A 22,567-nucleotide genomic window follows, 5' to 3' on the forward strand; every position below is an offset into this window, starting at 1 on the left:
ATGATTGTACGCGATTTAAACAAAGCACGTGAAACTGACCGACTAATCTCCACCGACGGGTGGGACAGCACCCGCCTGCTGCTAGCGGATGACAATATGGGCTTCTCGTTCCATATCACCCGCATCAAAGCAGGCACCTCACACGTGTTCCATTATAAGCATCACCTTGAAGCAGTGTTCTGCATTGAGGGCGAAGGCCAGATCAAAGATTTGGCAACAGGCGAAGTGCATGAAATCAAGCCAGGCGTGATTTATGCCTTGGATAAAAATGACAAGCACGAATTGTCAGCCAAAAGCCAAATCACCTTTGCTTGTACCTTCAACCCGCCAGTAACGGGCAACGAAGTGCACCGGGAAGACGGTTCATACGCACCTGCACCGGAGGTCGCGGCAGAATAGAGAGTGAGTTTTTGTTTTCTAACGAAAAGGAGCGAGCTATGAGCAGCGCTGCAATTAAGCCGATAGAACAAGAAGATCATTACGTAACACGTTTGACAGATGGCGAAAGCTGGGTTGAGCGGAAGGATCCTGTTGTCTGGTCCGAATGGCGCCCCGGTGCGCCACTGGCTACAGATCAGGTTGAAAAGTTCCAGCGTGATGGCTTTCTCATCCTCGAGAAAATCTTTTTGCCTGGTGAAATTGATGCCTTGGTCGAAGAAAGCGCGCGCCTGCGTTCAGATAGCACAAAACTCTCTCAAGAAAGCTTGGTGACCGAGCCGGACACCAACGATGTGCGCACAATCTTCGATCTGGACTTGCAAAGCGAAGTCTTTTCTCGTTTGGCCGAAGATGTGCGCATTGCAGAACCAGTGCGGTTTCTGCTGGATGACGAAATCTATGTGCACCAATCTCGCTTAAACTATAAGCCGGGCCTAACGGGCAAAGAGTTCTACTGGCATTCAGATTTTGAAACCTGGCACGCCGAAGATGGTATGCCGCGCATGCGCGCCATCTCAGCTTCCGTTTTGCTCACAGACAATGATGCGCTGAACGGGCCACTGATGTTGATGCCGGGCTCGCAGAACACTTTTGTGTCCTGCGCGGGCAAAACGCCGGAGGACAACCATAAAAGCTCATTGAAAAAACAAGAAGTGGGCGTACCTTCAGCCGAAACGCTATCCAAGATGGCGCAAAAGCATGGCATTGAATATGCGGCAGGCAAAAAAGGCACCGTAATCCTTTTTGACTGCAACACCATGCACGGCTCAAATGGCAACATCACCCCCTTCCCACGCTCAAATGCTTTCTTTGTTTACAATGCGTGGTCGAACCAACTTGAAGCCCCATTCGGCGCAGAAAAACCGCGCCCGAATTTCTTGGCGCGCCGTCAGCCAAAACAACCGCTGACCCTGCGCGAAGGGCATATTGAATAGGCCACATTGAAATTCGCCAATCCGTGCATCAGCCACACGCTGATGCACATTTTAAGCGTCCAAATAAGGAGTAACCATGCCGAACCACACAGTTGAGAAAATCGGCGGGACATCTATGTCACGTACCCACGAACTTTTAGAAAATGTTCTGATCGGGGACCGTAAAGGTGACGCGCTATACAATCGCATCTTTGTTGTGTCTGCCTATGGCGGCATCACCAATGATCTGCTTGAGCACAAAAAATCCGGCGCCCCTGGCGTGTACGCTCTTTTTGCCAGCGCTGAAAGCGATTGGGCTTGGGGCGATGCCTTGGACAAATTGGCCAAGCGCATGCAGGAAATCAACGCCGAAATCTTCAGCGACCAGCAGGCACTTAGCACAGCCAACGCTTTCGTGCGTGAACGGATTGAAGGCGTACGCTCTTGCCTGATCGATTTGCACCGTCTGTGCTCATATGGCCATTTCCGCCTAGACAATCACCTGCTGACTGTACGCGAAATGCTATCCGCATTGGGCGAAGTTCATTCTGCGCACAATACCGCATTGCTGCTGCAGTTGAATGGCGTGAATGCGCGCATGGTTGACCTTTCAGGCTGGCGCAATGAAGAGCAATATAGCCTTGATGAGAACATCAAAAACGCGTTCAAAGACATCGATGTGAGCAAAGAACTGCCAATTGTCACAGGTTACGCCCAATCCAAAGAAGCGTTGATGAAAACCTATGACCGCGGCTATAGCGAGGTAACACTGTCACGCATCGCCGTGATCACCGAAGCAAAAGAAGCGATCATCCATAAAGAATTCCACTTGTCCTCTGCTGACCCGAAAGTGGTGGGTGAAGACGCAGTGCAAGTGATCGGCGACACCAATTATGATGTGGCTGACCAATTGTCGAATATGGGCATGGAAGCCATTCACCCTTCTGCGGCGAAGGGCTTGCGCCAAGCAAATATTCCATTGCGGATCAAAAACTCATTTGAGCCGGAACACCCAGGCACCACAATCAACGCCACCGACCAAGGCGAAAAAGCCGGGGTGGAAATCATTACCGGCCTCGACAATGTGATTGCCTTTGAGTTTTTCGAACAAGATATGGTGGGCGTTAAAGGGTATGACACCCGCATTTTGGACGCGTTGACACGCCACAAGGTGCAGATCATCTCCAAAACATCTAACGCCAACACCATCACCCATTTTTTGAAAGGGTCACTGAAAAACATTAAGCGGGTTGAATCGGATCTTTCAAAAGAATTTCCGGCTGCAGAAATCAGCTCGCGCAAAGTGGCGTTCATTTCTGCCATTGGGCGCAATTTGAAAGGCTGTGATGTGGCGGCACAAGCCATTTTGGCCCTCGCCAAAGCCGGCATCACCCCGCTTAGCATGCAAGACCTGCTGCGCAAGGTGGATGTGCAAATCATCGTCGATCGATCAGATTATGATGCATCAATCAAAATTCTGCACGAAGCGCTGGTTGAAAAAAACGAGGCGCTCGAGAAAAAGATCGCTGCATAATCTGCAATATATAATTGTGAAAAAGCCGCCCCAACCGGGCGGCTTTTTTTGTGTCTGAATAATTTTTCCGCCCACACGCAAAAAACTTTTAAATTTTGCAGGAACCAAGTTGAGCGTCGCACGTTGTTCAGGCAGCACGAAAGGAGCGACGAGATGTCAGATAATAATGAAAGAGAAACAGTTGTCGTTTCAAACTCATCATCGAACCCGCTAGGCGTATTTGTTGCCATCGTCCTAGCAGCCGCGGTGATTTTTGTAGGCTACTTGGCTTACAGCGGCTATTTCAGCGGCAGCGAAAGCGTATCAGTTGAACTGAAAGTTCCCGAAGAACTGACACCAAGCGAATAAAATAGACGACCTCCAGAATTGGGCCAATTGCGAAGCACCTCCCCTCCCCCCCCCCAACCAGCCCTTGCTTCACAATTGGCCCATTTTTTTGCCTAAATAAAACCACAATATAGTTTGGAACAAACCCAGTAATATATCGTTCTGTTAGTGATCAACAAATAGTGATCCAAAACATAACAGAGGACATCATGGGTATAACCACACTTATACTACTACTTCTCATCATTTCTGTAGTTGGCGCCGCACCGGCATGGCCATATTCACGCGGCTGGGGCTATCGCCCAGTTGGCGGCATCGGCCTTATTCTGGTCGTATTCCTACTTATTTGGATGCTCGGCTACATCTAAGCAAAATAAAATAAAAATTTTTAGGAACTAAATATTAAATATTACGTTCCTCACCCAACTCCAAAACAAAACAAATATAAATGGAGTGAATACAAAAGGAGAGAAACATGTCAAAGAAACTTTTCGCAACAACAGCAATTATTACTTTGCTATCTGCACCAGCATTTGCCGACAGCCTTAATGTAGGCGTTGACACAAATCTTGATGCAGGCGTTGAAACCAGCTCTGACGAAAACAATGACGGCCTCAATGTTGATTTGGGTGCAGGCGTTGGCGTGGACGCTGGTGTTGACACGGACGAAAACAACACTGACGGCAGCGTGGATGCCGGGGTAGACGCCACTGTTGACACAAGCGTTGATACCGACACCAGCGAAAATGGCGACACAAGCGCTGATGCTTCTGTAGACGGCACTGTGGACCTGAACAATGGTGAAGAAACATCATTGTCTGCCGACCTATCTGCCGGCGCAATTTTGGCAACTGACCTGTTGGGTCAAGAAGTGCACACAAGCGCTGATGCCGATGTTCAAGTTGTTGGCGATGTGAACGACGTTGTGATGGACGATGAAGGCAATGCTGACTGGGTAATCGTTGGCGTAGGTGGCTTCCTCGGCCTTGGCGAAAAAGAAGTTGCCATCGCAGCAGAACAAGTTGCTTGGGCAAACATCGACAATGAGCAAATTGTTGTAACCCAAATGACCCAGGCTGAACTTGAAGCGGCAGAGGAGTTTGATCGCGCAGCAATTGAAGCCAGCGGCGAATACACAGTCGATGACTTTTCATGGACCGCTGAAGGCGAAGCACGCCTGAGCGCAGAACAACAATAATTTCCTCCCCCTAGAAAGCGTCAAAGAGTTATCAAGGAGAATAAAAATGAAAAAGATGACATCAAAACTGCTTACAACAACCGCTTTGTTGGCCCTGATGGCCCCAGCTGGTTTTGCTGACAACCACACACTTTCAACTGACACCCAAACTGGTGTTGAAGCTGATGTAAGCGTGGACACACAAGATGGTGTTCAAGTTGACGGTGAAGTGAACACAGATGTAAACGCCGATGCAGCCACAATGGGCAAAGACGGCGCAATGGGCACCAATGCAGGTGTTGACGCCAATGCCTTGTTGGCCACCAACCTTCTCGACAAGCAAGTGTTTGTTGAAGGTGAATCTGGCGCAGAATCTGTTGGCAACATCCACGATGTTGTGATGGACGAAAAAGGCAACGCTGAATGGATCATCATTGGTGTTGGTGGCTTCCTCGGCTTGGGCGAAAAAGAAGTTGCCCTGTCAGTTGAAGACATCACTTGGGTTGAGCGCGATGGCGAACGCGTTATCGTGACCAGCATGACCAAAGCTGACCTGGAAGCAGCACCGGCATTTGACCGTGCAAAGCTTGAATCAGAAGGTGAATACACATCTGAGCGTTTGTCTTGGACTGAGGAAGGTCAGCAATGGCTGAATGAAACTCAGCAGAATGTTGAAAACACTATGGACAACGCCACCAACAATGATGGTGAGCAAGCGCCAACACCACCACAAGATGGTGAAAACACAGAAATGTCTGCCGAAGGTGACATGAACGCCGACACTGAAATGTCAGCTGAAGGTGAAATGAACACTGACGGTTCTACCCAAATGAACACCGACATGGGTTGGAACTGGGAAGATGAAGGCATGGAAACTGTGGCCACTGGTGAATTGAGCGCCGAAGAATTGATGGGCACTCGTGTTTACGGTCCAGACCGTGAAGATGTTGGCGAAATCTCAGACGTGTTGATGACACAAGATGGCCAAGTGACAGCTTATATCGTTGATGTAGGTGGCTTCTTGGGCCTTGGCGAAAAGCCAGTAGCTTTGGCTGCTAGTGAATTGAAGATCTACACTGATGCCAATGGTGGCTTGCGTGTACGCTCTGACTTCACAAAAGCAACACTTGAATCAGGCCCAACATATTCTGAAGAAGAATATACAAACAATCCTGATGGCATCATCATCAAATAGATATTTCAAAATATCTGCACAAGAGGCGCTGTTTTCAGCGCCTCTTTTTTTGTGGAACCAAAGTAAAAGCGTGGCGTTTAACTGTTAGTAACCTGAAGAGGAGATCACCATGGCTACAAAAACAACAACACGCAAAACAAGTACGACCAACCAAACCGATCTCGTTAAAGCGCTAGAATCCCAAATCGAAGGCTTGCAAAGCGATGTGCACGCTTTGATGAAAGCCGTAAGCGATAAGGGCGAAAGCAAAATGGATCAGGCCGCAGAAGCAGTGAGCGAAACAACGCAAAAAACTGCCGATCTGGCCAATGAAGAAATGGAGCAAATCCGCACTTACATTAAGAAGCAGCCGTTGAAATCCGTTGGCTTGGCACTAGGTGCCGGCATTGCCATCGCGCTTCTTTCTTCACGCGGATAAGCCAATGTCAAACAACGCGATCAGCATTTTGACCACACATCTCACCAGCATCATGATGAATAGGGTGCAAACCAATTCCATCATGGTGCTGGTGTGCGCTGCAACTGGCATCGTGGCCTACATTGCGCTTATTGCGGCGGCCTGGTTCGCCCTCGAACGCGCATTAGATCCGATCTATGCCTCCTTGATCGTCGCCGCGTCCATGCTGGTGCTCACAGCACTTGTTTGGCTATTTAAAAGCGCGCGCGATCGACGCGCCCGCGAGCGCCAAACTGCGGCGCAAACACAATTGTTGGCCACCTTGGCACACGAAACGGTGGACCGTGCTTTGGAAAAGAACAAGCTGCTTGCCCCCGCTGTGGCCTTGATTGGCTGGTCATTGCTGAGCAATGAACAAGACAAAAAAGCCGATCTAAAACAACTCCCCCGATAGCGCCGCCCCCGCTGCGCTGTCGGCTTTATTTTTTGCCCCTTTGTCATCATTAGAGCTGTGAGACGATCACCTATGTCCAATCATTTTGAAAATTTGCAGCCCGCCCCATGGGTGATCAGCCTGTTGCAATTGGGTGCCTTGACCTTGGTCATTGTGCTAGGTGGCTCAGCGCTTCTGATTTGGGGGCAAGTGATTTTGGCCCCCCTCGTCTCGTCAATCGTGATTGGCCTTATGTTCGGCCCGCTCGCCGACCGCATTGAAAAGTTTGGCGTTTCGCCCGCCGTCTCAGGCGGCGCGGTGGTGGTTGCCTTCTTTTTGATCTTGAGCACCATGCTCACCGCAGTCATCTTGCCGCTTTCCGGCTGGATCTCGCGCCTGCCTGAATTGTGGCGCAAACTGCAAGGCATCCTTGCCGATTGGCAAGGTATGATGTCGGCCGTGGAAGGCGCGCGCGAACAGTTAAACAAGTTCACCAGCCAATCGGCAGATATGGTGGTGCAGGTGGAGGACGGCTCACCAATTGAAACCGTAGCCTTCTCTGCGCCCACTTTCTTTGCACAAATTCTGATTTTTCTGGTCAGCCTTTATTTTTTCATCGCAACACGCGAGCAAATCAAAACCTTCGTGATCGGCCTGTTCTCTGTCGAAAGAACACGGCGGGCTGTGTCCCACATTTTTGATGATGTGGAGCAGTTTATCTCGCGCTATTTGCTGTCCATCACCTTCATCAATATTGGCCTGGGCCTCACCATCTCATTTGCGCTGTGGGCCGCAGGCATTCCTGCACCTTTCTTGTGGGGCATGTTGGCCGGCGTGTTGAATTACATCACATACATCGGCCCCGTGATCATGATCGCCAGCCTTTTCGGCGTTGGCCTTGTGACATTTGACACGCTAAATGCGGCGCTGATCCCCGTGATCATCTACACAATCATCAATGGCATCGAAGCACAATTTGTCACCCCAACCATCATCGGCCGCGCCATGATGCTGAACCCATTTCTAGTGTTCGTCACCTTGACCTATTGGATTTGGGCATGGGGACCACTGGGCGGCTTTATTGCAGTGCCGATGCTGTTGATCGTGAACACCATTGTGCAAAATCTCAATGAAACTGTAGCGGTGCCAAACAGCAAATCCGCCGCAAAAAACGCTGACGAAATCGCTGAATAATTCGGAACCAAAGCCCGCCCAATCCGTTTTTATAAAGAGAGCGGGGCTGAGCCCATTAGCCCTGCAATAACAAAGTAAAAGCCTTCAACGAAAGGATAAAACTATGTCCAATGTTTCATCAATTATGAATGCCAAATCAACGTCAGAAGACATTAATACTGGCCTCGATGAGGGCTTGCGCAAAGACATTTCCAAAACATTGTCTGATGTTTTGGGCGCCAGCTATCGCTTGATGATCAAAAGCCACGTTTATCATTGGAATGTGGTTGGCCCATTGTTCAAGCCGCTGCACGAATTGACCGAAGAGCACTATGAAGATTTGTTCGCTGCAATTGACGTGATCGCCGAACGCGTGCGCGCTTTGGGGAATGTTGCACCATATACAATCGGCAATGCATCAGAATTTGCGCCAGACGGCAAAGAAGTTGAACACCTAACCGCCATCGACATGGTGGACGATTTGATCGCCGAACACGAAGCGATTTGTCGCAAAATGCGCGAAGCAGCCGAGAAAGCTGGCGACAACAAAGATATGGTGACTGAAGATCTGATGACAGAACGCTTGGCCTTCCACGAAAAGGCAATCTGGATGCTCCGCGCAACAGCAAGCGAATAACATCATCTCGGCATAGATGTGATCAGGGTCGGTTTCCACCGACCCTTTTTTGTGCGTCGAAATTATGGATATAAAAAAGCAGGGCTCGCGCCCTGCTTCTTGGTGAGGATATTGCACTTATCTAAAGTGCAATCGGTGCTTTTGTCACCGCGGAAGTTCCAGCGTCTGGACCATAATCCTGGTGCCCAGAGACGTCCAAAATCTCTTTCAACTTCTCACGCGCACGATTGACGCGACTTTTGATGGTGCCAATCGCGCAACCACAAATCTCAGCCGCTTCTTCATAAGACAAACCAGATGCACCCACCAAAACAATGGCTTCGCGTTGATCGTCCGGCAATTGGCTGAGCGCTTTTTTGAAGTCCTGCAAGTCCATGGACCCTTGTTGAGCTGCGTGGGTAGATAATGAATCGGTGAAGGCACCATCCGTATCTTGAACCTCACGACCCTTCTTGCGCATTTGCGAATAAAATTCGTTGCGCAAAATGGTGAACAGCCACGCCTTCATATTGGTGCCAGGCTCAAACTTTGTTTTGTTGGCCCAGGCCTTCACAATCGTGTCTTGCACCAAATCATCAGCACGGTCGTGACGACCAATCAATGAAATGGCAAAACCGCGCAAGCCCGGCAAGCAACTTAAAAGCTCGCGCTTAAAAGGATCAGTCTGTTTAGACTCACTCATGAGGATTGCTCCTCATCAGAAGAATTTTTCTCCGCAGCGTCCAGCTTTTCCAACAAATCCAAAAACCGGTCAGAAATACCTTCATCACATACGGAATCGTATAATTGCTTCAGTTTTTCTGAAATCATTTCACTTCCATCTGCCGACCCTGCGGCATTTCCATTTAGGTGTACGCCATTTTTGTTGGCATTCTTTGTCATTACACGGCCTATTTCTCGAAAACTACGTAGTGCTGTACAATAAACGCCGATCTAAAAAAAAAGTTCCCACCCCTTGGAACTTTTTTTTGAAGCGCGCGTTTGGTGTAGAAGTATACCTGTTCTGGGGAATGGAGAAATTTATGTCACTATCCACACGTATCGCGGCTCACCTACCTTATTTGAGACGCTTCGCCCGGGCCACAACTGGCTCTCAATCTTCTGGCGACGCCTATGTTGCGCTGCTGTTGGAAACACTTATTGAAGATGTAAGCAGCTTCCCAAAAGCATCAAGCGACAAAGTTGCCATCTATAAATTATTCTGCATTCTGCATAATTCTGCAAAAGTAGATTTGCAGGCGATGGACAGCCCCTTCAGCTGGGAAAAACGCGCCACTGCAAACCTTTCCGCCATGCCATCAAATGCACGCCATGCATTTTTGCTGCACAGCGTTGAAGAATTTTCACATGACGAAATTGCTGAAATTCTCGATACAGATCGCTCAAATGTGTTGCAGCTGTTGGATCAGGCACACCAAGATATTGCACGTCAGGTCACAACCCGCGTCATGATCATTGAAGATGAGCCGCTTATTGCTATGGATATTGAGCAATTGGTGGATGATCTTGGCCATTCCGTCACCGGCATTGCCCGCACCCACGACGAAGCCCGCGAACTTTACGCAAAGGAACGCCCAGGCTTGGTGTTAGCTGACATCCAATTGGCGGATGGCAGCTCTGGTATCGATGCGGTGAATGAAATTTTGACCCAAGATGCGCTACCTGTGATTTTTATCACAGCGTATCCTGAACGCTTGCTCACGGGTGAACGGCCAGAGCCAACTTTCTTGGTGACCAAGCCATTCCGCGAAGAAACAGTGAAAGCATTAATCAGCCAAGCACTGTTTTTTGATGGTCACAGCGCCGAGGAGGGAACCAAATCGGCCTAGCGGCGTTTATTAGACAGTAACAAAAGGAGAAAAAACAATGCTTTATTATGCACTGATCTTTTTGGCTGTCGCCGTAATTGCAGGTATATTTGGTTTCTCCGGAATTGCCGGCGCATCAGCAGGTATCGCACAGATCTTGTTCTATCTGTTCCTGATCTTCTTGGTCGTTTCAGTGATCACAGGGTTTGTTCGGCGGAAACCATAGAAATGGTATAAATCTTACAGGTGGTGCCTTGGGCACCGCCTGTAATTCAATTTAAGAACCCTCTATGCACACTCATTCACTCACTTGGGAAAAACAGCAAACAGACCCAAACCGACAGCGCGACTATCTTACCTTCGCCTTGGTTCGCTCAGGCGTTTGCGCGATGTTGCAAGATGAACAACTGCAATATCTTTATATTGCAAACCTCCCACCTGATTGGAACTCGCCTAGCACCCAAGATAAACCATCAGATTTGAGCATCTTTGGTCATAAACTTGGCGAAAAACTCACCAGCGAAAAACAAAAAATCCTCGAAGTTGGCCAAAAACGTGAGTTTGAATGGCTGGATGATCGCGGACGGACCTACCATTTTTTGGTGGAACTGGTGTTCGATCGCGAGGACGGCAAACAGATTTTCACGACGGTCAACGATTTGACTGACGAACGGCGGCGCGAAAAAACCTTGCGCACATTGCTCAAAGAAGTCAGCCACCGGTCCAAAAATCTGATGGCCATCATCCAAAGCGTTGCCTCACAAACAGCAAGACATGCCCCAACATTGGAACGATTTGTGGAAAGCTTTCATGGCCGTCTGCAAAGCCTTTCGCTGTCTCAAGATTCAATCATGGAAACAGACTGGCAAGGCTCAAGCTTGAAAGACATGTTGGAGCGTCAACTCAGCTATTTCCCTCTACAGATTAAAAAGCTTGTGGTTTTTGAAGGCGAGGATGTGGTGATCAGCCCCAATGCCGCGGTGCATATTGGTTTGGCAATTCATGAATTACTGTCCAATGCTGTAAATTACGGGTGCTTTGTACAAGAGCAAAAGCAAATTTTTGTCTCCACAAAATTGCAGCAACTGCACAGCACCACCCCTACCCTAACGTTGAACTGGGTGGAGCCAACCAAAGACGAACAAGAAGAACAAACTGAAAAACGTTTCGGAAGCACGATCTTAGAGAGAGTTGTGCCAAACGCCGTTGGTGGCAAGGCGGACTACACGCGCAGCGAGGATACCCTGAGATATGCCATATCTTTCCCCTCTAACGCATAAAAAAGGCGACCAGAATGGCCGCCATTTTGGTTCTGAGTTTCACTGGATTATCAGTGCTCATCCAGACGTGAATTTACGATCCAAAGATCGACTTCTTCTTCAACGTCTTCCTGGGCTTTCCCGTATTTCTCTTGCAATTTGCCCACAAGCTTTTTGCGGTTCCCGTCAATAACATCGAGATCATCATCCGTGAGTTTACCCCACTGCACTTGCGCTTCGCCTTTAAATTGCTCCCATTTGCCAGAGATTTGCTCCCATTTGGCTGAGCTGTTTTGCCAAGTCATGATATTCTCCTTTCTTAGCTGTGAAAGAAGAACGTTAATTAAAGGCAATTGTTCCTCTAAGACCAAACCGTACATGGACCATCTTGCGGCCAATTCTGTTTGGTCATATAAAATCTGACGCGGAGATTTAAGCCCTATATGAAGCGCTTTTTACCATTTATCGTTTTCTTGCTGGTTACCAGCCTAGGCATTGGCATGACCACCGTCGTCTATCGTGCGGAGCTTAATGCTGAGCAGAAACGGTTTGAAATTATGGCCGAAGAAGCCGTGAACCAACTGCGTGAACGGTTACGCCAACATATTGCGCTTCTTTCTGCCACGCGTGCGCTTTTCGCTGCGACTGACGGTGAAGTCGATGGCACCGCGTTCAAACAATTTGTTGCTGGACTTGGCATTGACGACCAGTATGCGGGCATTCAAGGCATTGGTTATGCTCGTTTCATCAAAACGGGCGAGGAAATTAAAGCGCAGCTTGATATTTCAACCAATTACGCACTCGGCCGTGCCGTTTGGCCGGAAACTGAACAAGAATATCGCACCCCAATTGTGCTGCTTGAACCGCAGGACGAGCGCAACAAAGCCGCTTTGGGATACGATATGTTTGAAGAGCCCTCACGCCGCGCCGCAATTATGCGCGCGTTGCAAAGTGGTCAGGCCGCCGCGAGCGCCCCGGTAGAATTGGTGCAGGAAATCACAAGCCACAAACAGGCGGGCTTTTTGGTCTATTTCCCCTTTGGCCGCTCAGATGCCTCTACCATTGTTGAGGACGAAGTGCGCGGCTTTATCTATGCCCCATTCCGCGCTGGCGATCTTCATCTGGCGGCGCTCACACCGCAGGAAACGCGAGGCGTTGCCTTGCGCTCATCCGATGGCGACCAGTTTTTGTTTCAAACAGCAAAGTTCGCGCCAGAGAATGCCACATATAATGTGGTGCGTGAGTTGGAGTTTGCCGGGCGCATTTGGAACATTGAACTGCACGAAACTTCTATCTTTTATGACGCACCCTTCCCGCATCTAAGCTCACTCATCTTGGGCACTTTGTCAGCCATTTTAGCCTTTGCATTGGCCATCGCCATTGTGGCGCAGCAAAATGCCGTGCGCCAGGCGCATGAAGTGAAGCGGCTTGTGGAAGAGACACTAAAAGAGAAAGAAATGCTGCTGCAAGAAATGCGGCATCGGATCAAAAACTCTATTGCCCGCGTGCTGGCCATTGCAAGGCAAACAGCCAACAGCGCCGAGACGATTGAAGACTTTTCAGAAAGCTTCACGGCCCGCTTGCACGCCATGTCCAAATCCCAAGATTTGCTGACACGCTCCAAATGGCAACGCGCCGACTTGCGCACCCTGCTCAGCGCCGAGCTGGAACAAGTATTTGGCGACGGCTCCGACCATGTGGTGTTGGAAGGCCCTAAAACCGAACTGAACGAACAAGCCACGCAAGCCATCGGCCTTGTATGCCACGAACTGGCAACCAACGCGCTTAAATATGGCGGGGTGACGGAACCGGGCGGCAGGTTAAAGGTTGAATGGAGCCTATCAGGCAAAAAAGCCAAACGCAGACTAAAACTGCATTGGCGTGAGTTTGCGGAAAATGCAAATCCACCTTCGGACAAGAAGGGGTTCGGCACTAAATTGATCGACGCAAATATTCGCGGAGAATTAAGCGGCAGCATTGAACGTGAATTCGATAAAGACGGCCTGAGCGTTATTATCGATATTCCACTGAGCCGTTGATTTTATTGTGTCATTTGAACAATAGACTGGATTAATTCGGAACCAAATCCGGCGTTACCCGTTATTTCCTACCAAGCGCACAATTGTGTATTTGGGGAGAAATAATATGGAACCGCTTGTCGAGCAGGCAAACACCTCTATCGACACTGTATCTGAAATGATCCAAGGCTTCTTTGCCATGGTCCCGCAGATCTTAATCGCGTTGTTTGTGTTCATCGTGATTTTGGTCATTGCGGGTTTTGTCAAACAAATCACCACAAAAATCGTCGCGAGCCGCGCCAACAGAAGTGTTGGCCTGGCCCTTGGCCGCATCGCGCATATGGCGATTATTTTTGCCGGCCTGCTTGTGGCTGTCGCGATCATCGCGCCAAGCGTCGGCGCCGCAGAATTGATCCAAATATTGGGCGTTGGCTCTGTCGCCATCGGCTTTGCCTTTCGCGATATTTTGCAAAACTTTTTGGCTGGCCTCATCATTTTGCTGCGCCAACCCTTCCGCGCAGGCGATTGGATTAAGGCCGAAGGTTATGAAGGCATAGTGCGTGAAATCTCCACGCGATCCACTTGGATACGCACCTTTGACGGGCAAGATGTGTCCATTCCCAATGGTGAAGTGTTCACCAATGCGTTCACCATTGTCACCCGCGACCCAATCATGCGGACCGACTATCAATTTGGCATCAGTTATGACGCGGATATCGACCACGCCAAAGCGACAATCCTAGAGGCGATCAAATCAATTGAAGCCGTATCGACAGATCCAGAACCAGACATTGGCGTGTGGGATTTTGCTGATAGCTCGGTCAATCTGCGTGCCCGCTGGTGGACCACAACTGACGATTTTTACGCTGCCCGCATGGCTGTGCTGGAAGCGGTGAAAAAAGCCATGGATAAGGCAGAGATTGAAATTCCATACCCTCATCGCCAAATCATGGTGCAAGACGAACTAATCGAAAGCCTAAACGACAATCAAAAAAGTGCCGCAAACGCTTAAAGCCACGCCGCACATCATGAAAGGACAATAAAATGGGTTTTGAAGTTGGTGGCCTTTTAGGGCTGATTATTCTCATTCTCGACATCTGGGCAATTATCAAAATCGCCCAATCATCTAGTTCAACAATGTCAAAAATCCTCTGGATTTTGATTATCTTATTCCTGCCATTGGTCGGCTTGATCATTTGGTACCTTTTGGGACCAAAAAGCTAACCTAAATCGCAGCATAATGTTCGGCCGCAATGTGTTTTAAATCGACATATTGCGGCTGATAATTCAGCCCATGCACCGGGCTAGGAATCTCACCGCCGCTCATCAAAATCCGCTCGCGCTTAATGGTCGGGTCTGGAATTGGCACAGCCTCCAGCAAAGCTTTGGTATAATCATGAGCCGGATTTTCAAACACGGCTTCACGCGCACCAATCTCCACAATTTGCCCCATATACATCACAGCGACGCGATGGCTAACCTGTTCAACCACTGCCATATCGTGCGAGATAAAGATGTAAGACAGACCCAATTCTTCCTGTAACTCCTGCAGCAAATCCAAAACTTGCGCTTGCACCGTCACGTCCAGTGCAGACACGCTTTCATCAGCCACAATGATTTTCGGGTTCAAAGCTAACGCCCGTGCAATGCAAATGCGCTGCCGCTGGCCACCGGAAAACTCATGCGGATACCGCTCCATCTGATCTGGTGACAGCCCCACGCGCTTGAACAAATTCGCCACACGCTCTTTGCGCTCAGCCGATGTGCCGATTTGGTGGATGACGAGGGGTTCACCCACCAAATCACCTACACTCATGCGTGGGTTAAGGGACGCATAAGGGTCCTGAAAAATCATTTGAATTTGCCGCCGCGCGGCCATTGGGTCTTGCTTGAACAATGTGCGGGTGCTTTGCCCTTCCAGTTCAATTTCGCCCTGCCAATCCACCAAATTAAGCAGCGCCCTGCCCGTTGTTGATTTGCCGCAGCCACTTTCGCCCACCAGCGACAAGGTTTCGCCTGCCCGCAGATCAAACGACACTTTTTCAACCGCATGCACGCGCTTAACTGGTCGCCGCAACACGCCACCAATTATGTCAAAGCGCACAGTCAAATCTTTGACCTTCAATAAGGGACGATCTTTCGCCATTTGAAGATCGGCTGGCGGCACTGCCAGTTCTTTCACCGTGCCCTGCATAGAACCGAGCTTAGGCAAGTCTGCCAATAATTCTTGCGTATAAGGCTGCTTCGGTGCGGAGAAGATAGCGTTCACATCCCCCTCTTCCACCATTTCACCCCGATTGACCACAAGCACGCGGTCAGCCATTTCGGCCACCACGCCCATATCGTGAGTGATCAAAATCAGCCCCGTGTTAAATTCGCGCTGCAATTCTTTCATCAAAGACAGCATTTGTGCTTGGATGGTCACATCCAGCGCGGTGGTGGGTTCGTCCGCGATCAGCACCTTTGGGCTGCACAAAAGCGACATGGCAATCATCACCCGCTGGCGCATCCCACCTGACAATTCATGGGGATATTGCTCCAACCGCTTTTTCGCTTCTGACATGCGCACAGCTTCGAGCATCTCCAGCGCCCGCGCGTCTGCCGCGCCGCCATCCATGCTTTTGTGAAACCGCAGTACTTCTCGCAATTGATCGCCAATGGTCATCACCGGATTCAGCGACGTCATCGGCTCTTGGAAGATCATGGCAATATCATTGCCGCGCACATGTTCCAGCCGCTTTTCCGGCATCTGCAACAAATCTTCGCCATCCAGAATGGCTTTACCGCCTGTCACCATGGCCGAGCTTTTGGGCAAAAGCCCCATAATCGCCAGCGATGTGATGGATTTGCCGGAGCCAGATTCACCCGCGATGCAAAGGGTCTCCCCCGCATCCACATGATAGGTGAATTGATTGACCACCTGCTTCAAACCGTCATCCGTTTTCACGGAAATGGAAACGCCTTGAACATCCAAAATAGGGTGCGATTTTTGTTGCATATTTTTTGCCCAAAATGTGGATGGCCCCAAAGGGGACCACCCTATTCAAATACAATGCGTGGGAAATAGAAGGAGACGACCCAATTGGGCTGGTCCACAATCTCAGAGATACGCAAATCACCACACACTGAGCACAGCATGTAAGCATCCACCGGGTTCATATTGTGCTGAGCGCACAACAAATCGATCATGCCAGACAGCGCATTGCGCGCGCCCTCCATCAGATCAGAACCAATGCCGGTGGTGACTTCATAACCCTTTTGATCCAAATGATTGGTCACAGGTCCGGGCGTGGTGAACCGCGGCATGTTGAGATTGGCATTTTTCACCAGATCAAGGGTAACAATGGCATTCATGCGGCTTTCAATTGCTGTGCCACACACTTCGCCATCCCCTTGGGCCGCATGGGTATCTCCCATGGAAAACAGTCCACCTGCCACTTCCACTGGGAGATAAAGTTCGGTCCCCGCCGCAAGGTCTCGAATATCTAGGTTACCGCCCATGCGCCTTGGCGGCACAACCGAATGTTCGCCTGGTTCTGCCGGTGCAAGCCCAATGGTGCCCGCAAATGGTTTCAGCGGAACACGTCCACCCGGCCCATAGGCCGAAGTGCCTAATTTATCTTTATCATAATGCCATAGCTGCAAGGAAGGTTCTTCAAACTGATCTGCCAAAAGGCCAAAGCCTGGAATGTTGGCTGTCCAGCCAAATCCCGACGGGCCAAAGCCCTCAATTTTCACCTTAACAGCATCGCCCGGCTCTGCCCCCTCAATAAAAATTGGGCCGGAAACCGGATTAATTTTCGCAAAGTCCAGCTTGGCAATATCTGCCGTTGTGCTTTCTGGCGTAATTTGCCCGCCAGATGAATCAATACACTCAAATTCAAGCGTTGTGCCCGGCGCAACCGTTTGAACTGGGACAATTGAATTGTCCCAGCCAAAGTGATGGTGATGCCGGTGGATGGTATAATCCGGCGCGTTACACATAGAGTTTTTCCTTAGTTGCCTTCAGAAATATAGACATGGTCATAGTGAACCGGAATGTGCACGGGATCCACAAAGATACCTTCAGGCCCGGCCAACCGCTTCGACCGGATGGTGAAACGCTGTTCGTTGAACACAGGCACCCATGGCGCTTCGTCTTGGATTTCAGTGAAGATTTTCTTCCACTCTTCAATCCGCGCTTCCGCTTGTGATGGGTCAGCCATTGCATCAGCTGCAATCGCACGCTTGTCCAACTCAGGGTTACAATACCAAGCCCAGTTCCAGCCGCCCGGCACCGCGCCGCCACAGCCCAAAATCGGACCATAGAAGTTAGATGGATCGGGGAAGTCAGCAATCCAGGCCATACCGCCAGACCAGATCATCGGTGCTTGGTCTTTCTCGCCACCAGCGGCGATCACGTTCGCTTGGGCCAATGATTTGATTTCAGCTTTAATGCCGATGTTGGACAAATCCTGCTGAATGGCTTGCGCGATACGCGGCTGCGGATCGGTGTTGGCCACATAAAGCTCAGTGGTGAAGCCATCTGCAAACCCAGCTTCAGCCAACAAGGCTTTGGCTGCATCTGGGTCAAACTTGAAGCCTTCATAGTTTTCATCATAGCCCGGCATCAAAGGCGGCAATGGCTGGTTGGCAGGCACTGCACGACCATTGATGATCCGCACGATCCGGTCCTTATTGATCGCCATATTCACGGCCTGACGCACTTTCAAATTATCGAAAGGTGCCATTTGCGTGTTCATGGTGATGTAGCCCGTGTGCAACTGGCTGCCTTCAACGATTGAACCGTCATATTCAGGATTGCCTGTCACTTCCAAAAACTTCGCAGGCGGTACGCCGTCGCCAGCAATGTCGATTTCACCACGCTCCAAGCGCAACAGGGCCACAATCGGCTCCTGCCCCACTTCAAAAGTGATTTGATCAAGCTTTGGCAAACCTTCAACGTGATAATCGTCAAAGCGCGAGAAGATCACATGCTGCCCCAAGGTCCAGTCAGTCATCTCATATGCGCCAGTGCCTACAGGGTGCTTGCCGAAATCCTGACCATGCTCTTCAACAACTTCTTTAGGCACAACATGCGCAAAGTTAAGCGCCATCACATGCAGGAAAGTCGCATCAGGACGAGACAAGGTGATTTCAACCGTTTGGTCATCCACAGCATTAACACCAGACAAGCCTTCAGCTTCGCCTGCTGAAGCGGCATCGAAACCGTCAATCGCTGCAAAAAAGCCAGCGCCAGGGCTTTGCGTTTCCGGGTTTACCACGCGATCCAAAGTGTATTTCACATCAGCAGCCACCAATTCGCGGCCATTGTGGAACTTCACACCCGGCTTCAGCTTGAAGGTATAAACAAGACCATCATCAGAAATGGTGTAGCTTTCTGCCAAGTCAGGCACCAGCTCGGTTGTGCCGGGCTTATAATCCATCAAGCCATCAAATAGGCTTTTGATCATCGACCAGTTTTGCCAGTCATAACCGATAGCTGGGTCCAAAGTGGACACGTCATCCTTATAGGTGACAATGATGTTGCCGCCCATATTGTCGGCCAGGGCTGTGCCTGCGCCAAGGGTCATCGCCGTTGCAGCGACACCTGCCAATAGTTTGTTTCTCAAGTTCATTTTAGGTTCCTCCCTCCTCTTGGAAGCTTTTGTTATTTCAGTTTAATTCTCTATTTCAGTTTGATTCTTGGATCGACAAAGGGTGCAATCAGGTCAGCGACCAAATTGCCCAACACAATCGCGCAGGCCGAAACCAGCGTGACGCCCATAATTATTGGGATATCGACCCGTTGAATGGCTTGCCATGCCAGTTGCCCAATGCCCGGCCAGCCAAAAACAGATTCCACCACCACAATGCCACTCATGAAAAAGCCGATATCGATGCCGATCATCGCGATAATGGGCAAAAAGGCGTTGGGCAAAGCGTGGCGGAAAATGACGCGCATGCGCGGCATGCCTTTGGCACGCGCCGTGCGGATATAATCTTGCGTCATCACATCAATCAGCGATGAGCGCATCATGCGGGAATACCAGCCTGTCCCCAGAACCCCTAGGGTGAGCGCAGGCAAAACAATATGGGCAAAGGTGCCATAGCCACCGATGGGGAACCATTCCAACTGGACCGCGAATACATAGAGCAGCAGGATACCGACCACAAATTGTGGGGCGGACACGCCAACGAAAGAAAAGATCATCAGACCTTTATCCAATGGCGTATCGCGTTTGATAGCAGCGATCACACCGATCAACACGCCCATCACCAATTCGGTGCAGATGGCCGCGACCATCAGCAACAGGCTGGCAGGCAACCGCGCGGCGATCAACTCGCCCACTTCTGATTTTTGCAAATAGGATCGGCCAAAGTCGCCCTGCAACAAATTGACGAGATAGCGCCAATATTGCTCATAAAAGGGCAGATTAAGGCCCAATTGCTCGCGTATATTTTCAACGGTTTGCGCGGTGGCGCTGCGCCCCGCAATCTGCCGCGCCGGGTCGGCAGGCACCAGATAGAGCAGAATGAAAGTGATGAAACTGACACCCAATAGGATCAGAAAAGCTTCGATCAGGCGACGGATAACATAAGCGTACATCTTAGTTTTTCCCCTTTAATGTGGGGTCTAGAATGTCGCGCAAGGCGTCACCGACCAGATTGAACCCGAGCGCCAACATGACAATGGCAATGCCCGGCACAAACACCAGCCATGGGGCTGAGGTAAAATAAGTTTGATTTTCAAAGATGATATTGCCCCAGCTCGGAATTGGGGGCTGCACGCCAACGCCGAGATAGCTCAGCGTCGCTTCCAACAACACGGTGGTGGCAATGCCCAAAGTGGACCACACCAACAATGTGGGCACCATATGCGGCAGAATATGATGGAACAGAATGCGGCTCGAACTCGCACCAAGACTGCGTTCGGCGGTGATAAAATCACGCTCCGACAACGACACCGCTTGGGTGTAGATCACCCGCGCCACCTGCACCCAGTTCACCATGGCAATCACCAGCGCCACGATCCACAGGCTAGGCTTAAAAATTGCGGCCAATACGATGGCCAAAAGCAAGGCGGGAAACGCCATCATCAAATCCGTAAAACGCATCAGAATCGCGCCAATCCAGCCACGGAAAAAACCTGCCGTAATGCCAACCAAAGCACCTATCGTCACTGCCGCACCATTCGCGACAATGCCGATGATCAAAGATGTCTGCGCGCCATATACCAAGCGGGAAAACAGGTCGCGTCCCAGCAAATCTGTGCCCAACCAAAACTTACTGCTCGGGGGCAAAGGCGCCCCTTCTAATGTAAGACCATCAAACATTTGCGCGTCTGGCTCATAGGGGGTGAGCCATGGCGCAAACACCGCGAAAATCACGGTAATAAGCACAATGAGAAGGCCAAAAACCGCAAGGGGTCTGGCTAAAATCTGGCGCAGGACCGACATAAATTACCTTGAACCTGTCTGTTTTCTTTTGTTTTTGGGCGGCGAGTGATGGCCATTTCCAGGGTCAAAAAAACCCGATTCACACAAGGCCTCGACACTTTGCCGCCGCTTCATCGCTTCATCGCGGATCAGCTTATAGGCGGCATCTTCATCCACCCCATATTGCTGCATCACAGAGATCACCGTGCGCACCACCACCGGGCGCAAACGGGCTTTGCTCTTCATTTCCGCAATTTCAGCAGCCATTTTCTGCTGCTGATTGAAGTTAGCCACGGCGAACACCAAAGTGGAAAACACACCACCCGACCCAATCGGCTTGAGCAGATGCGCAGAAACGCCTTGACGCAATGCCCATTCTAACCGTCCCGGCGCTTCTGACCCCATCAAGGCGATCATGGGCACCGGTGCGTGACCTTCTGGCCAGGGGAACACGCCGTCATAAGCATTGTCCCCGTCGAAAAACACAATGTCCGCGCTTTCGACACCTTCAAGCGAGGGCCACACCAACTCAGCCTCAATGCCCAACCGCGCAAGCTGACGCACCAGCCGATCCATATTTTCGCTGTGGCGATGCACAATCACCGCGCGCCAGCCTCTAAAATTTGGGGTGTTGAAATTGCTCATTTCACCACCCTCAAATGTGGAGTTGATTTTTGACTATCCGCAATCTTGCGGGCGAAATCTCTCGCTTCGAAATGCACAAAATACGGATCAGCTTCCACCAACTCATCTGCCGCCGCAACAATTTCAAACCCAAGTCCATCAAACTTGCCAACGCCAGGACGCAAGGCGGCATGGTTGGTCCATTGATCAATCTTCAGCGGCCCAAGGGCCGTATCAAATTTGCGGGCATGTAGGTTTGAGCGCACTTCATTGATGCGGTCGCTATCCGTATCTTTGATCGCAGATGCAAGCATTTTGATCGCAGTGTAGTTGGAGACCATATAGGTGGAGCCGCGCCGCGCTTCGCCATAGCGCTTATGCACCGCGTCCAGCATGATCTGGTTTTCAGCATTAGGCTGTGTTTCGAAATAAACTGCCGTGGTGAAATGCCCCATCAACTGTTTAACACCGATGGAGTCGATCTCCGCTTCGGTGATGTTGCAGCTGACAATTGGGCAGTTTTCCGGCAGGAAATACGGATCACGCTCACCAAGCTTCCTATATGCCTCGAAGAAGGCATAGCTTGAATTGCCGATCAGATTATTGAGCACGAAGTCCGGGCGCTTTTGCTCAATCTCGTCAATCAGCCGCCCAATATCTTCCGAACCGATGGGGATATAGCGCTCACCATGCACCTGGCCTTTGCAGGCGGTCAGCAGCTCACGCGCTACCCTGCCCGTTTCCCAACCCCAAATATAATTGGACCCCGCGATATAGGCATTCGCCCCAAAGCGCGGCACCACATATTCAAACAGCGGCACCATGTGCAGGCTAGGCGTGGAGCCAATATAGATCACATTCTCGCAGCTCTCGAACCCTTCATATGGGCAACAATACCACAGCAGGGCGTCGTGTTTTTCCACCACGGGGATCACTTCTTTGCGCGATGATGAGGTGACCGTGCCGATAATATTGCGGCAATTATGCTCGGTCAGCAATTCATCTGCATAGCGACGAAACAGCGACAGGCTGTCGCCAGGATCGCGCACTTGGGGAACGAACTCAAAGTCAAAATTGGGATCAGCATTCACTTCTTCAAGCGCCATCATCGCGCCGTCCAAAGCGTCAATGCCGATGTTCTTATCGGTGCCGGTCACCGAGAACAAAAGCCCAATTGGAATTTGCTTTGACATCGTTCCTCCCCAAAACAAAAAA

The 22,567-nt window shown here is 50.3% G+C and carries 27 protein-coding genes; 17 read left to right on the plus strand and 10 right to left on the minus strand.

Features of this window, described 5'->3' with window-relative positions; genetic code table 11:
• The 11 genes from ATL17_RS05355 (at window position 1) to ATL17_RS05405 (ending at window position 8,225) form a co-directional block, all read left to right on the plus strand.
• Entirely contained in the window at window positions 1-399 is a 399-nt protein-coding gene (locus ATL17_RS05355) for an ectoine synthase (RefSeq protein WP_133571725.1), read from the plus strand.
• A 38-nt stretch (window positions 400-437) separates the two neighbouring features.
• Window positions 438-1,373 carry an ectoine hydroxylase gene (gene thpD, locus ATL17_RS05360; protein ID WP_133571726.1) on the plus strand — a complete coding sequence of 312 codons (936 nt, stop codon included), beginning with the start codon at window positions 438-440 and terminating at the stop codon, window positions 1,371-1,373.
• A 76-nt stretch (window positions 1,374-1,449) separates the two neighbouring features.
• The gene (locus tag ATL17_RS05365) at window positions 1,450-2,886 is read left to right on the plus strand and encodes an aspartate kinase (protein ID WP_133571727.1); all 1,437 of its coding nucleotides are present in this window, start codon (window positions 1,450-1,452) and stop codon (window positions 2,884-2,886) included.
• 153 nt (window positions 2,887-3,039) lie between these two features.
• On the plus strand, window positions 3,040-3,234 hold the full coding sequence (locus ATL17_RS05370; protein ID WP_133571728.1) for a hypothetical protein: 195 nt from the start codon (window positions 3,040-3,042) through the stop codon (window positions 3,232-3,234).
• A 188-nt stretch (window positions 3,235-3,422) separates the two neighbouring features.
• The gene (locus ATL17_RS05375; protein ID WP_133571729.1) at window positions 3,423-3,581 is read left to right on the plus strand and encodes a DUF3309 family protein; all 159 of its coding nucleotides are present in this window, start codon (window positions 3,423-3,425) and stop codon (window positions 3,579-3,581) included.
• A gap of 107 nt (window positions 3,582-3,688) precedes the next feature.
• Window positions 3,689-4,411, plus strand: a complete 723-nt coding sequence (locus tag ATL17_RS05380) for a PRC-barrel domain-containing protein (protein WP_133571730.1) — start codon at window positions 3,689-3,691, stop codon at window positions 4,409-4,411.
• 46 nt (window positions 4,412-4,457) lie between these two features.
• On the plus strand, window positions 4,458-5,585 hold the full coding sequence (locus ATL17_RS05385; protein WP_133571731.1) for a PRC-barrel domain-containing protein: 1,128 nt from the start codon (window positions 4,458-4,460) through the stop codon (window positions 5,583-5,585).
• 109 nt (window positions 5,586-5,694) lie between these two features.
• Window positions 5,695-6,003 carry an ElaB/YgaM/YqjD family protein gene (locus tag ATL17_RS05390; RefSeq protein ID WP_133571732.1) on the plus strand — a complete coding sequence of 103 codons (309 nt, stop codon included), beginning with the start codon at window positions 5,695-5,697 and terminating at the stop codon, window positions 6,001-6,003.
• A 4-nt stretch (window positions 6,004-6,007) separates the two neighbouring features.
• Window positions 6,008-6,436 (plus strand): hypothetical protein, encoded by a 429-nt coding sequence (locus ATL17_RS05395; protein WP_133571733.1) that lies wholly within the window; start codon window positions 6,008-6,010, stop codon window positions 6,434-6,436.
• A gap of 72 nt (window positions 6,437-6,508) precedes the next feature.
• Window positions 6,509-7,609: an AI-2E family transporter gene (locus ATL17_RS05400; RefSeq protein WP_133571734.1), complete on the plus strand. Its 1,101-nt coding sequence runs from the start codon at window positions 6,509-6,511 to the stop codon at window positions 7,607-7,609.
• 103 nt (window positions 7,610-7,712) lie between these two features.
• Window positions 7,713-8,225: a Dps family protein gene (locus tag ATL17_RS05405; protein ID WP_133571735.1), complete on the plus strand. Its 513-nt coding sequence runs from the start codon at window positions 7,713-7,715 to the stop codon at window positions 8,223-8,225.
• Window positions 8,226-8,346: 121 nt separating this feature from the next.
• Here ATL17_RS05405 and ATL17_RS05410 read toward each other — a convergent pair whose 3' ends face one another.
• Both ATL17_RS05410 and ATL17_RS05415 read right to left on the minus strand, forming a co-directional pair.
• A complete protein-coding gene (locus tag ATL17_RS05410) occupies window positions 8,347-8,907 on the minus strand; it encodes an RNA polymerase sigma factor (RefSeq protein ID WP_133571736.1) in 561 nt (186 codons plus the stop codon).
• Window positions 8,904-9,107 carry a NepR family anti-sigma factor gene (locus ATL17_RS05415; protein WP_133571737.1) on the minus strand — a complete coding sequence of 68 codons (204 nt, stop codon included), beginning with the start codon at window positions 9,105-9,107 and terminating at the stop codon, window positions 8,904-8,906. The genes ATL17_RS05410 and ATL17_RS05415 overlap by 4 nt, the downstream gene beginning before the upstream one ends.
• Before the next feature lie 140 nt (window positions 9,108-9,247).
• On the opposite strand from ATL17_RS05415, the gene ATL17_RS05420 reads away from it, so the two are divergent.
• The 3 genes from ATL17_RS05420 (at window position 9,248) to ATL17_RS05430 (ending at window position 11,313) form a co-directional block, all read left to right on the plus strand.
• Window positions 9,248-10,054, plus strand: coding sequence for a response regulator (locus tag ATL17_RS05420; RefSeq protein WP_133571738.1), 807 nt, complete (start codon window positions 9,248-9,250; stop codon window positions 10,052-10,054).
• A gap of 37 nt (window positions 10,055-10,091) precedes the next feature.
• A complete protein-coding gene (locus ATL17_RS05425; protein WP_133571739.1) occupies window positions 10,092-10,259 on the plus strand; it encodes a DUF1328 domain-containing protein in 168 nt (55 codons plus the stop codon).
• Between the two features lie 64 nt (window positions 10,260-10,323).
• Window positions 10,324-11,313: a sensor histidine kinase gene (locus ATL17_RS05430; RefSeq protein ID WP_133571740.1), complete on the plus strand. Its 990-nt coding sequence runs from the start codon at window positions 10,324-10,326 to the stop codon at window positions 11,311-11,313.
• 50 nt (window positions 11,314-11,363) lie between these two features.
• Here ATL17_RS05430 and ATL17_RS05435 read toward each other — a convergent pair whose 3' ends face one another.
• Window positions 11,364-11,597, minus strand: coding sequence for a CsbD family protein (locus tag ATL17_RS05435; RefSeq protein WP_133571741.1), 234 nt, complete (start codon window positions 11,595-11,597; stop codon window positions 11,364-11,366).
• A gap of 138 nt (window positions 11,598-11,735) precedes the next feature.
• Here ATL17_RS05435 and ATL17_RS05440 point away from each other — a divergent pair, with 138 nt between their 5' ends.
• From ATL17_RS05440 to ATL17_RS17155, 3 genes are all read left to right on the plus strand, one after another.
• Complete coding sequence (locus ATL17_RS05440) at window positions 11,736-13,331, plus strand: CHASE domain-containing protein (protein WP_133571742.1); 1,596 nt, start codon at window positions 11,736-11,738, stop codon at window positions 13,329-13,331.
• Between the two features lie 106 nt (window positions 13,332-13,437).
• Window positions 13,438-14,322 (plus strand): mechanosensitive ion channel family protein, encoded by an 885-nt coding sequence (locus tag ATL17_RS05445; protein ID WP_133571743.1) that lies wholly within the window; start codon window positions 13,438-13,440, stop codon window positions 14,320-14,322.
• Between the two features lie 32 nt (window positions 14,323-14,354).
• Window positions 14,355-14,534, plus strand: a complete 180-nt coding sequence (locus ATL17_RS17155) for a PLDc N-terminal domain-containing protein (protein WP_133571744.1) — start codon at window positions 14,355-14,357, stop codon at window positions 14,532-14,534.
• A gap of 1 nt (window position 14,535) precedes the next feature.
• On the opposite strand, the gene ATL17_RS05455 is transcribed toward ATL17_RS17155, so the two are convergent.
• From ATL17_RS05455 to ATL17_RS05485, 7 genes are read right to left on the minus strand one after another with little or no spacing between them, the layout of a single operon-like run.
• Window positions 14,536-16,308, minus strand: a complete 1,773-nt coding sequence (locus ATL17_RS05455) for an ABC transporter ATP-binding protein (protein ID WP_133571745.1) — start codon at window positions 16,306-16,308, stop codon at window positions 14,536-14,538.
• 41 nt (window positions 16,309-16,349) lie between these two features.
• Window positions 16,350-17,294 (minus strand): acetamidase/formamidase family protein, encoded by a 945-nt coding sequence (locus tag ATL17_RS05460; RefSeq protein ID WP_133571746.1) that lies wholly within the window; start codon window positions 17,292-17,294, stop codon window positions 16,350-16,352.
• 11 nt (window positions 17,295-17,305) lie between these two features.
• Entirely contained in the window at window positions 17,306-18,922 is a 1,617-nt protein-coding gene (locus tag ATL17_RS05465; RefSeq protein ID WP_133572200.1) for an ABC transporter substrate-binding protein, read from the minus strand.
• A 56-nt stretch (window positions 18,923-18,978) separates the two neighbouring features.
• Window positions 18,979-19,899, minus strand: a complete 921-nt coding sequence (locus ATL17_RS05470) for an ABC transporter permease (RefSeq protein ID WP_133571747.1) — start codon at window positions 19,897-19,899, stop codon at window positions 18,979-18,981.
• A 1-nt stretch (window position 19,900) separates the two neighbouring features.
• Window positions 19,901-20,749 (minus strand): ABC transporter permease, encoded by an 849-nt coding sequence (locus ATL17_RS05475; protein ID WP_133571748.1) that lies wholly within the window; start codon window positions 20,747-20,749, stop codon window positions 19,901-19,903.
• A gap of 3 nt (window positions 20,750-20,752) precedes the next feature.
• Complete coding sequence (locus ATL17_RS05480) at window positions 20,753-21,373, minus strand: ANTAR domain-containing response regulator (protein ID WP_133571749.1); 621 nt, start codon at window positions 21,371-21,373, stop codon at window positions 20,753-20,755.
• On the minus strand, window positions 21,370-22,545 hold the full coding sequence (locus ATL17_RS05485; protein WP_133571750.1) for a transporter substrate-binding protein: 1,176 nt from the start codon (window positions 22,543-22,545) through the stop codon (window positions 21,370-21,372). The genes ATL17_RS05480 and ATL17_RS05485 overlap by 4 nt, the downstream gene beginning before the upstream one ends.
• Window positions 22,546-22,567 lie beyond the last annotated feature (22 nt).

Source organism: Maritalea mobilis (genome assembly GCF_004363175.1).
Classification (GTDB): Bacteria; Pseudomonadota; Alphaproteobacteria; order Rhizobiales; family Devosiaceae; genus Maritalea; species Maritalea mobilis.

Coding starts and splice junctions, on each gene's coding strand:
- ATL17_RS05405 (WP_133571735.1), top strand. CDS start 7,713: ATGTCCAATGTTTCATCAATTATGAATGCCAAATCAACGTCAGAAGAC.
- ATL17_RS05410 (WP_133571736.1), bottom strand. CDS start 8,907: ATGAGTGAGTCTAAACAGACTGATCCTTTTAAGCGCGAGCTTTTAAGT.
- ATL17_RS05400 (WP_133571734.1), top strand. CDS start 6,509: ATGTCCAATCATTTTGAAAATTTGCAGCCCGCCCCATGGGTGATCAGC.
- ATL17_RS05440 (WP_133571742.1), top strand. CDS start 11,736: ATGAAGCGCTTTTTACCATTTATCGTTTTCTTGCTGGTTACCAGCCTA.
- ATL17_RS05375 (WP_133571729.1), top strand. CDS start 3,423: ATGGGTATAACCACACTTATACTACTACTTCTCATCATTTCTGTAGTT.
- ATL17_RS05470 (WP_133571747.1), bottom strand. CDS start 19,899: ATGTACGCTTATGTTATCCGTCGCCTGATCGAAGCTTTTCTGATCCTA.
- ATL17_RS05480 (WP_133571749.1), bottom strand. CDS start 21,373: ATGAGCAATTTCAACACCCCAAATTTTAGAGGCTGGCGCGCGGTGATT.
- ATL17_RS05420 (WP_133571738.1), top strand. CDS start 9,248: ATGTCACTATCCACACGTATCGCGGCTCACCTACCTTATTTGAGACGC.
- ATL17_RS05385 (WP_133571731.1), top strand. CDS start 4,458: ATGAAAAAGATGACATCAAAACTGCTTACAACAACCGCTTTGTTGGCC.
- ATL17_RS05395 (WP_133571733.1), top strand. CDS start 6,008: ATGTCAAACAACGCGATCAGCATTTTGACCACACATCTCACCAGCATC.
- ATL17_RS05425 (WP_133571739.1), top strand. CDS start 10,092: ATGCTTTATTATGCACTGATCTTTTTGGCTGTCGCCGTAATTGCAGGT.
- ATL17_RS05485 (WP_133571750.1), bottom strand. CDS start 22,545: ATGTCAAAGCAAATTCCAATTGGGCTTTTGTTCTCGGTGACCGGCACC.
- thpD (WP_133571726.1), top strand. CDS start 438: ATGAGCAGCGCTGCAATTAAGCCGATAGAACAAGAAGATCATTACGTA.
- ATL17_RS05365 (WP_133571727.1), top strand. CDS start 1,450: ATGCCGAACCACACAGTTGAGAAAATCGGCGGGACATCTATGTCACGT.
- ATL17_RS05460 (WP_133571746.1), bottom strand. CDS start 17,294: ATGTGTAACGCGCCGGATTATACCATCCACCGGCATCACCATCACTTT.
- ATL17_RS05455 (WP_133571745.1), bottom strand. CDS start 16,308: ATGCAACAAAAATCGCACCCTATTTTGGATGTTCAAGGCGTTTCCATT.
- ATL17_RS05445 (WP_133571743.1), top strand. CDS start 13,438: ATGGAACCGCTTGTCGAGCAGGCAAACACCTCTATCGACACTGTATCT.
- ATL17_RS05370 (WP_133571728.1), top strand. CDS start 3,040: ATGTCAGATAATAATGAAAGAGAAACAGTTGTCGTTTCAAACTCATCA.
- ATL17_RS05435 (WP_133571741.1), bottom strand. CDS start 11,597: ATGACTTGGCAAAACAGCTCAGCCAAATGGGAGCAAATCTCTGGCAAA.
- ATL17_RS05380 (WP_133571730.1), top strand. CDS start 3,689: ATGTCAAAGAAACTTTTCGCAACAACAGCAATTATTACTTTGCTATCT.
- ATL17_RS05430 (WP_133571740.1), top strand. CDS start 10,324: ATGCACACTCATTCACTCACTTGGGAAAAACAGCAAACAGACCCAAAC.
- ATL17_RS05415 (WP_133571737.1), bottom strand. CDS start 9,107: ATGACAAAGAATGCCAACAAAAATGGCGTACACCTAAATGGAAATGCC.
- ATL17_RS05475 (WP_133571748.1), bottom strand. CDS start 20,749: ATGTCGGTCCTGCGCCAGATTTTAGCCAGACCCCTTGCGGTTTTTGGC.
- ATL17_RS05355 (WP_133571725.1), top strand. CDS start 1: ATGATTGTACGCGATTTAAACAAAGCACGTGAAACTGACCGACTAATC.
- ATL17_RS05390 (WP_133571732.1), top strand. CDS start 5,695: ATGGCTACAAAAACAACAACACGCAAAACAAGTACGACCAACCAAACC.
- ATL17_RS17155 (WP_133571744.1), top strand. CDS start 14,355: ATGGGTTTTGAAGTTGGTGGCCTTTTAGGGCTGATTATTCTCATTCTC.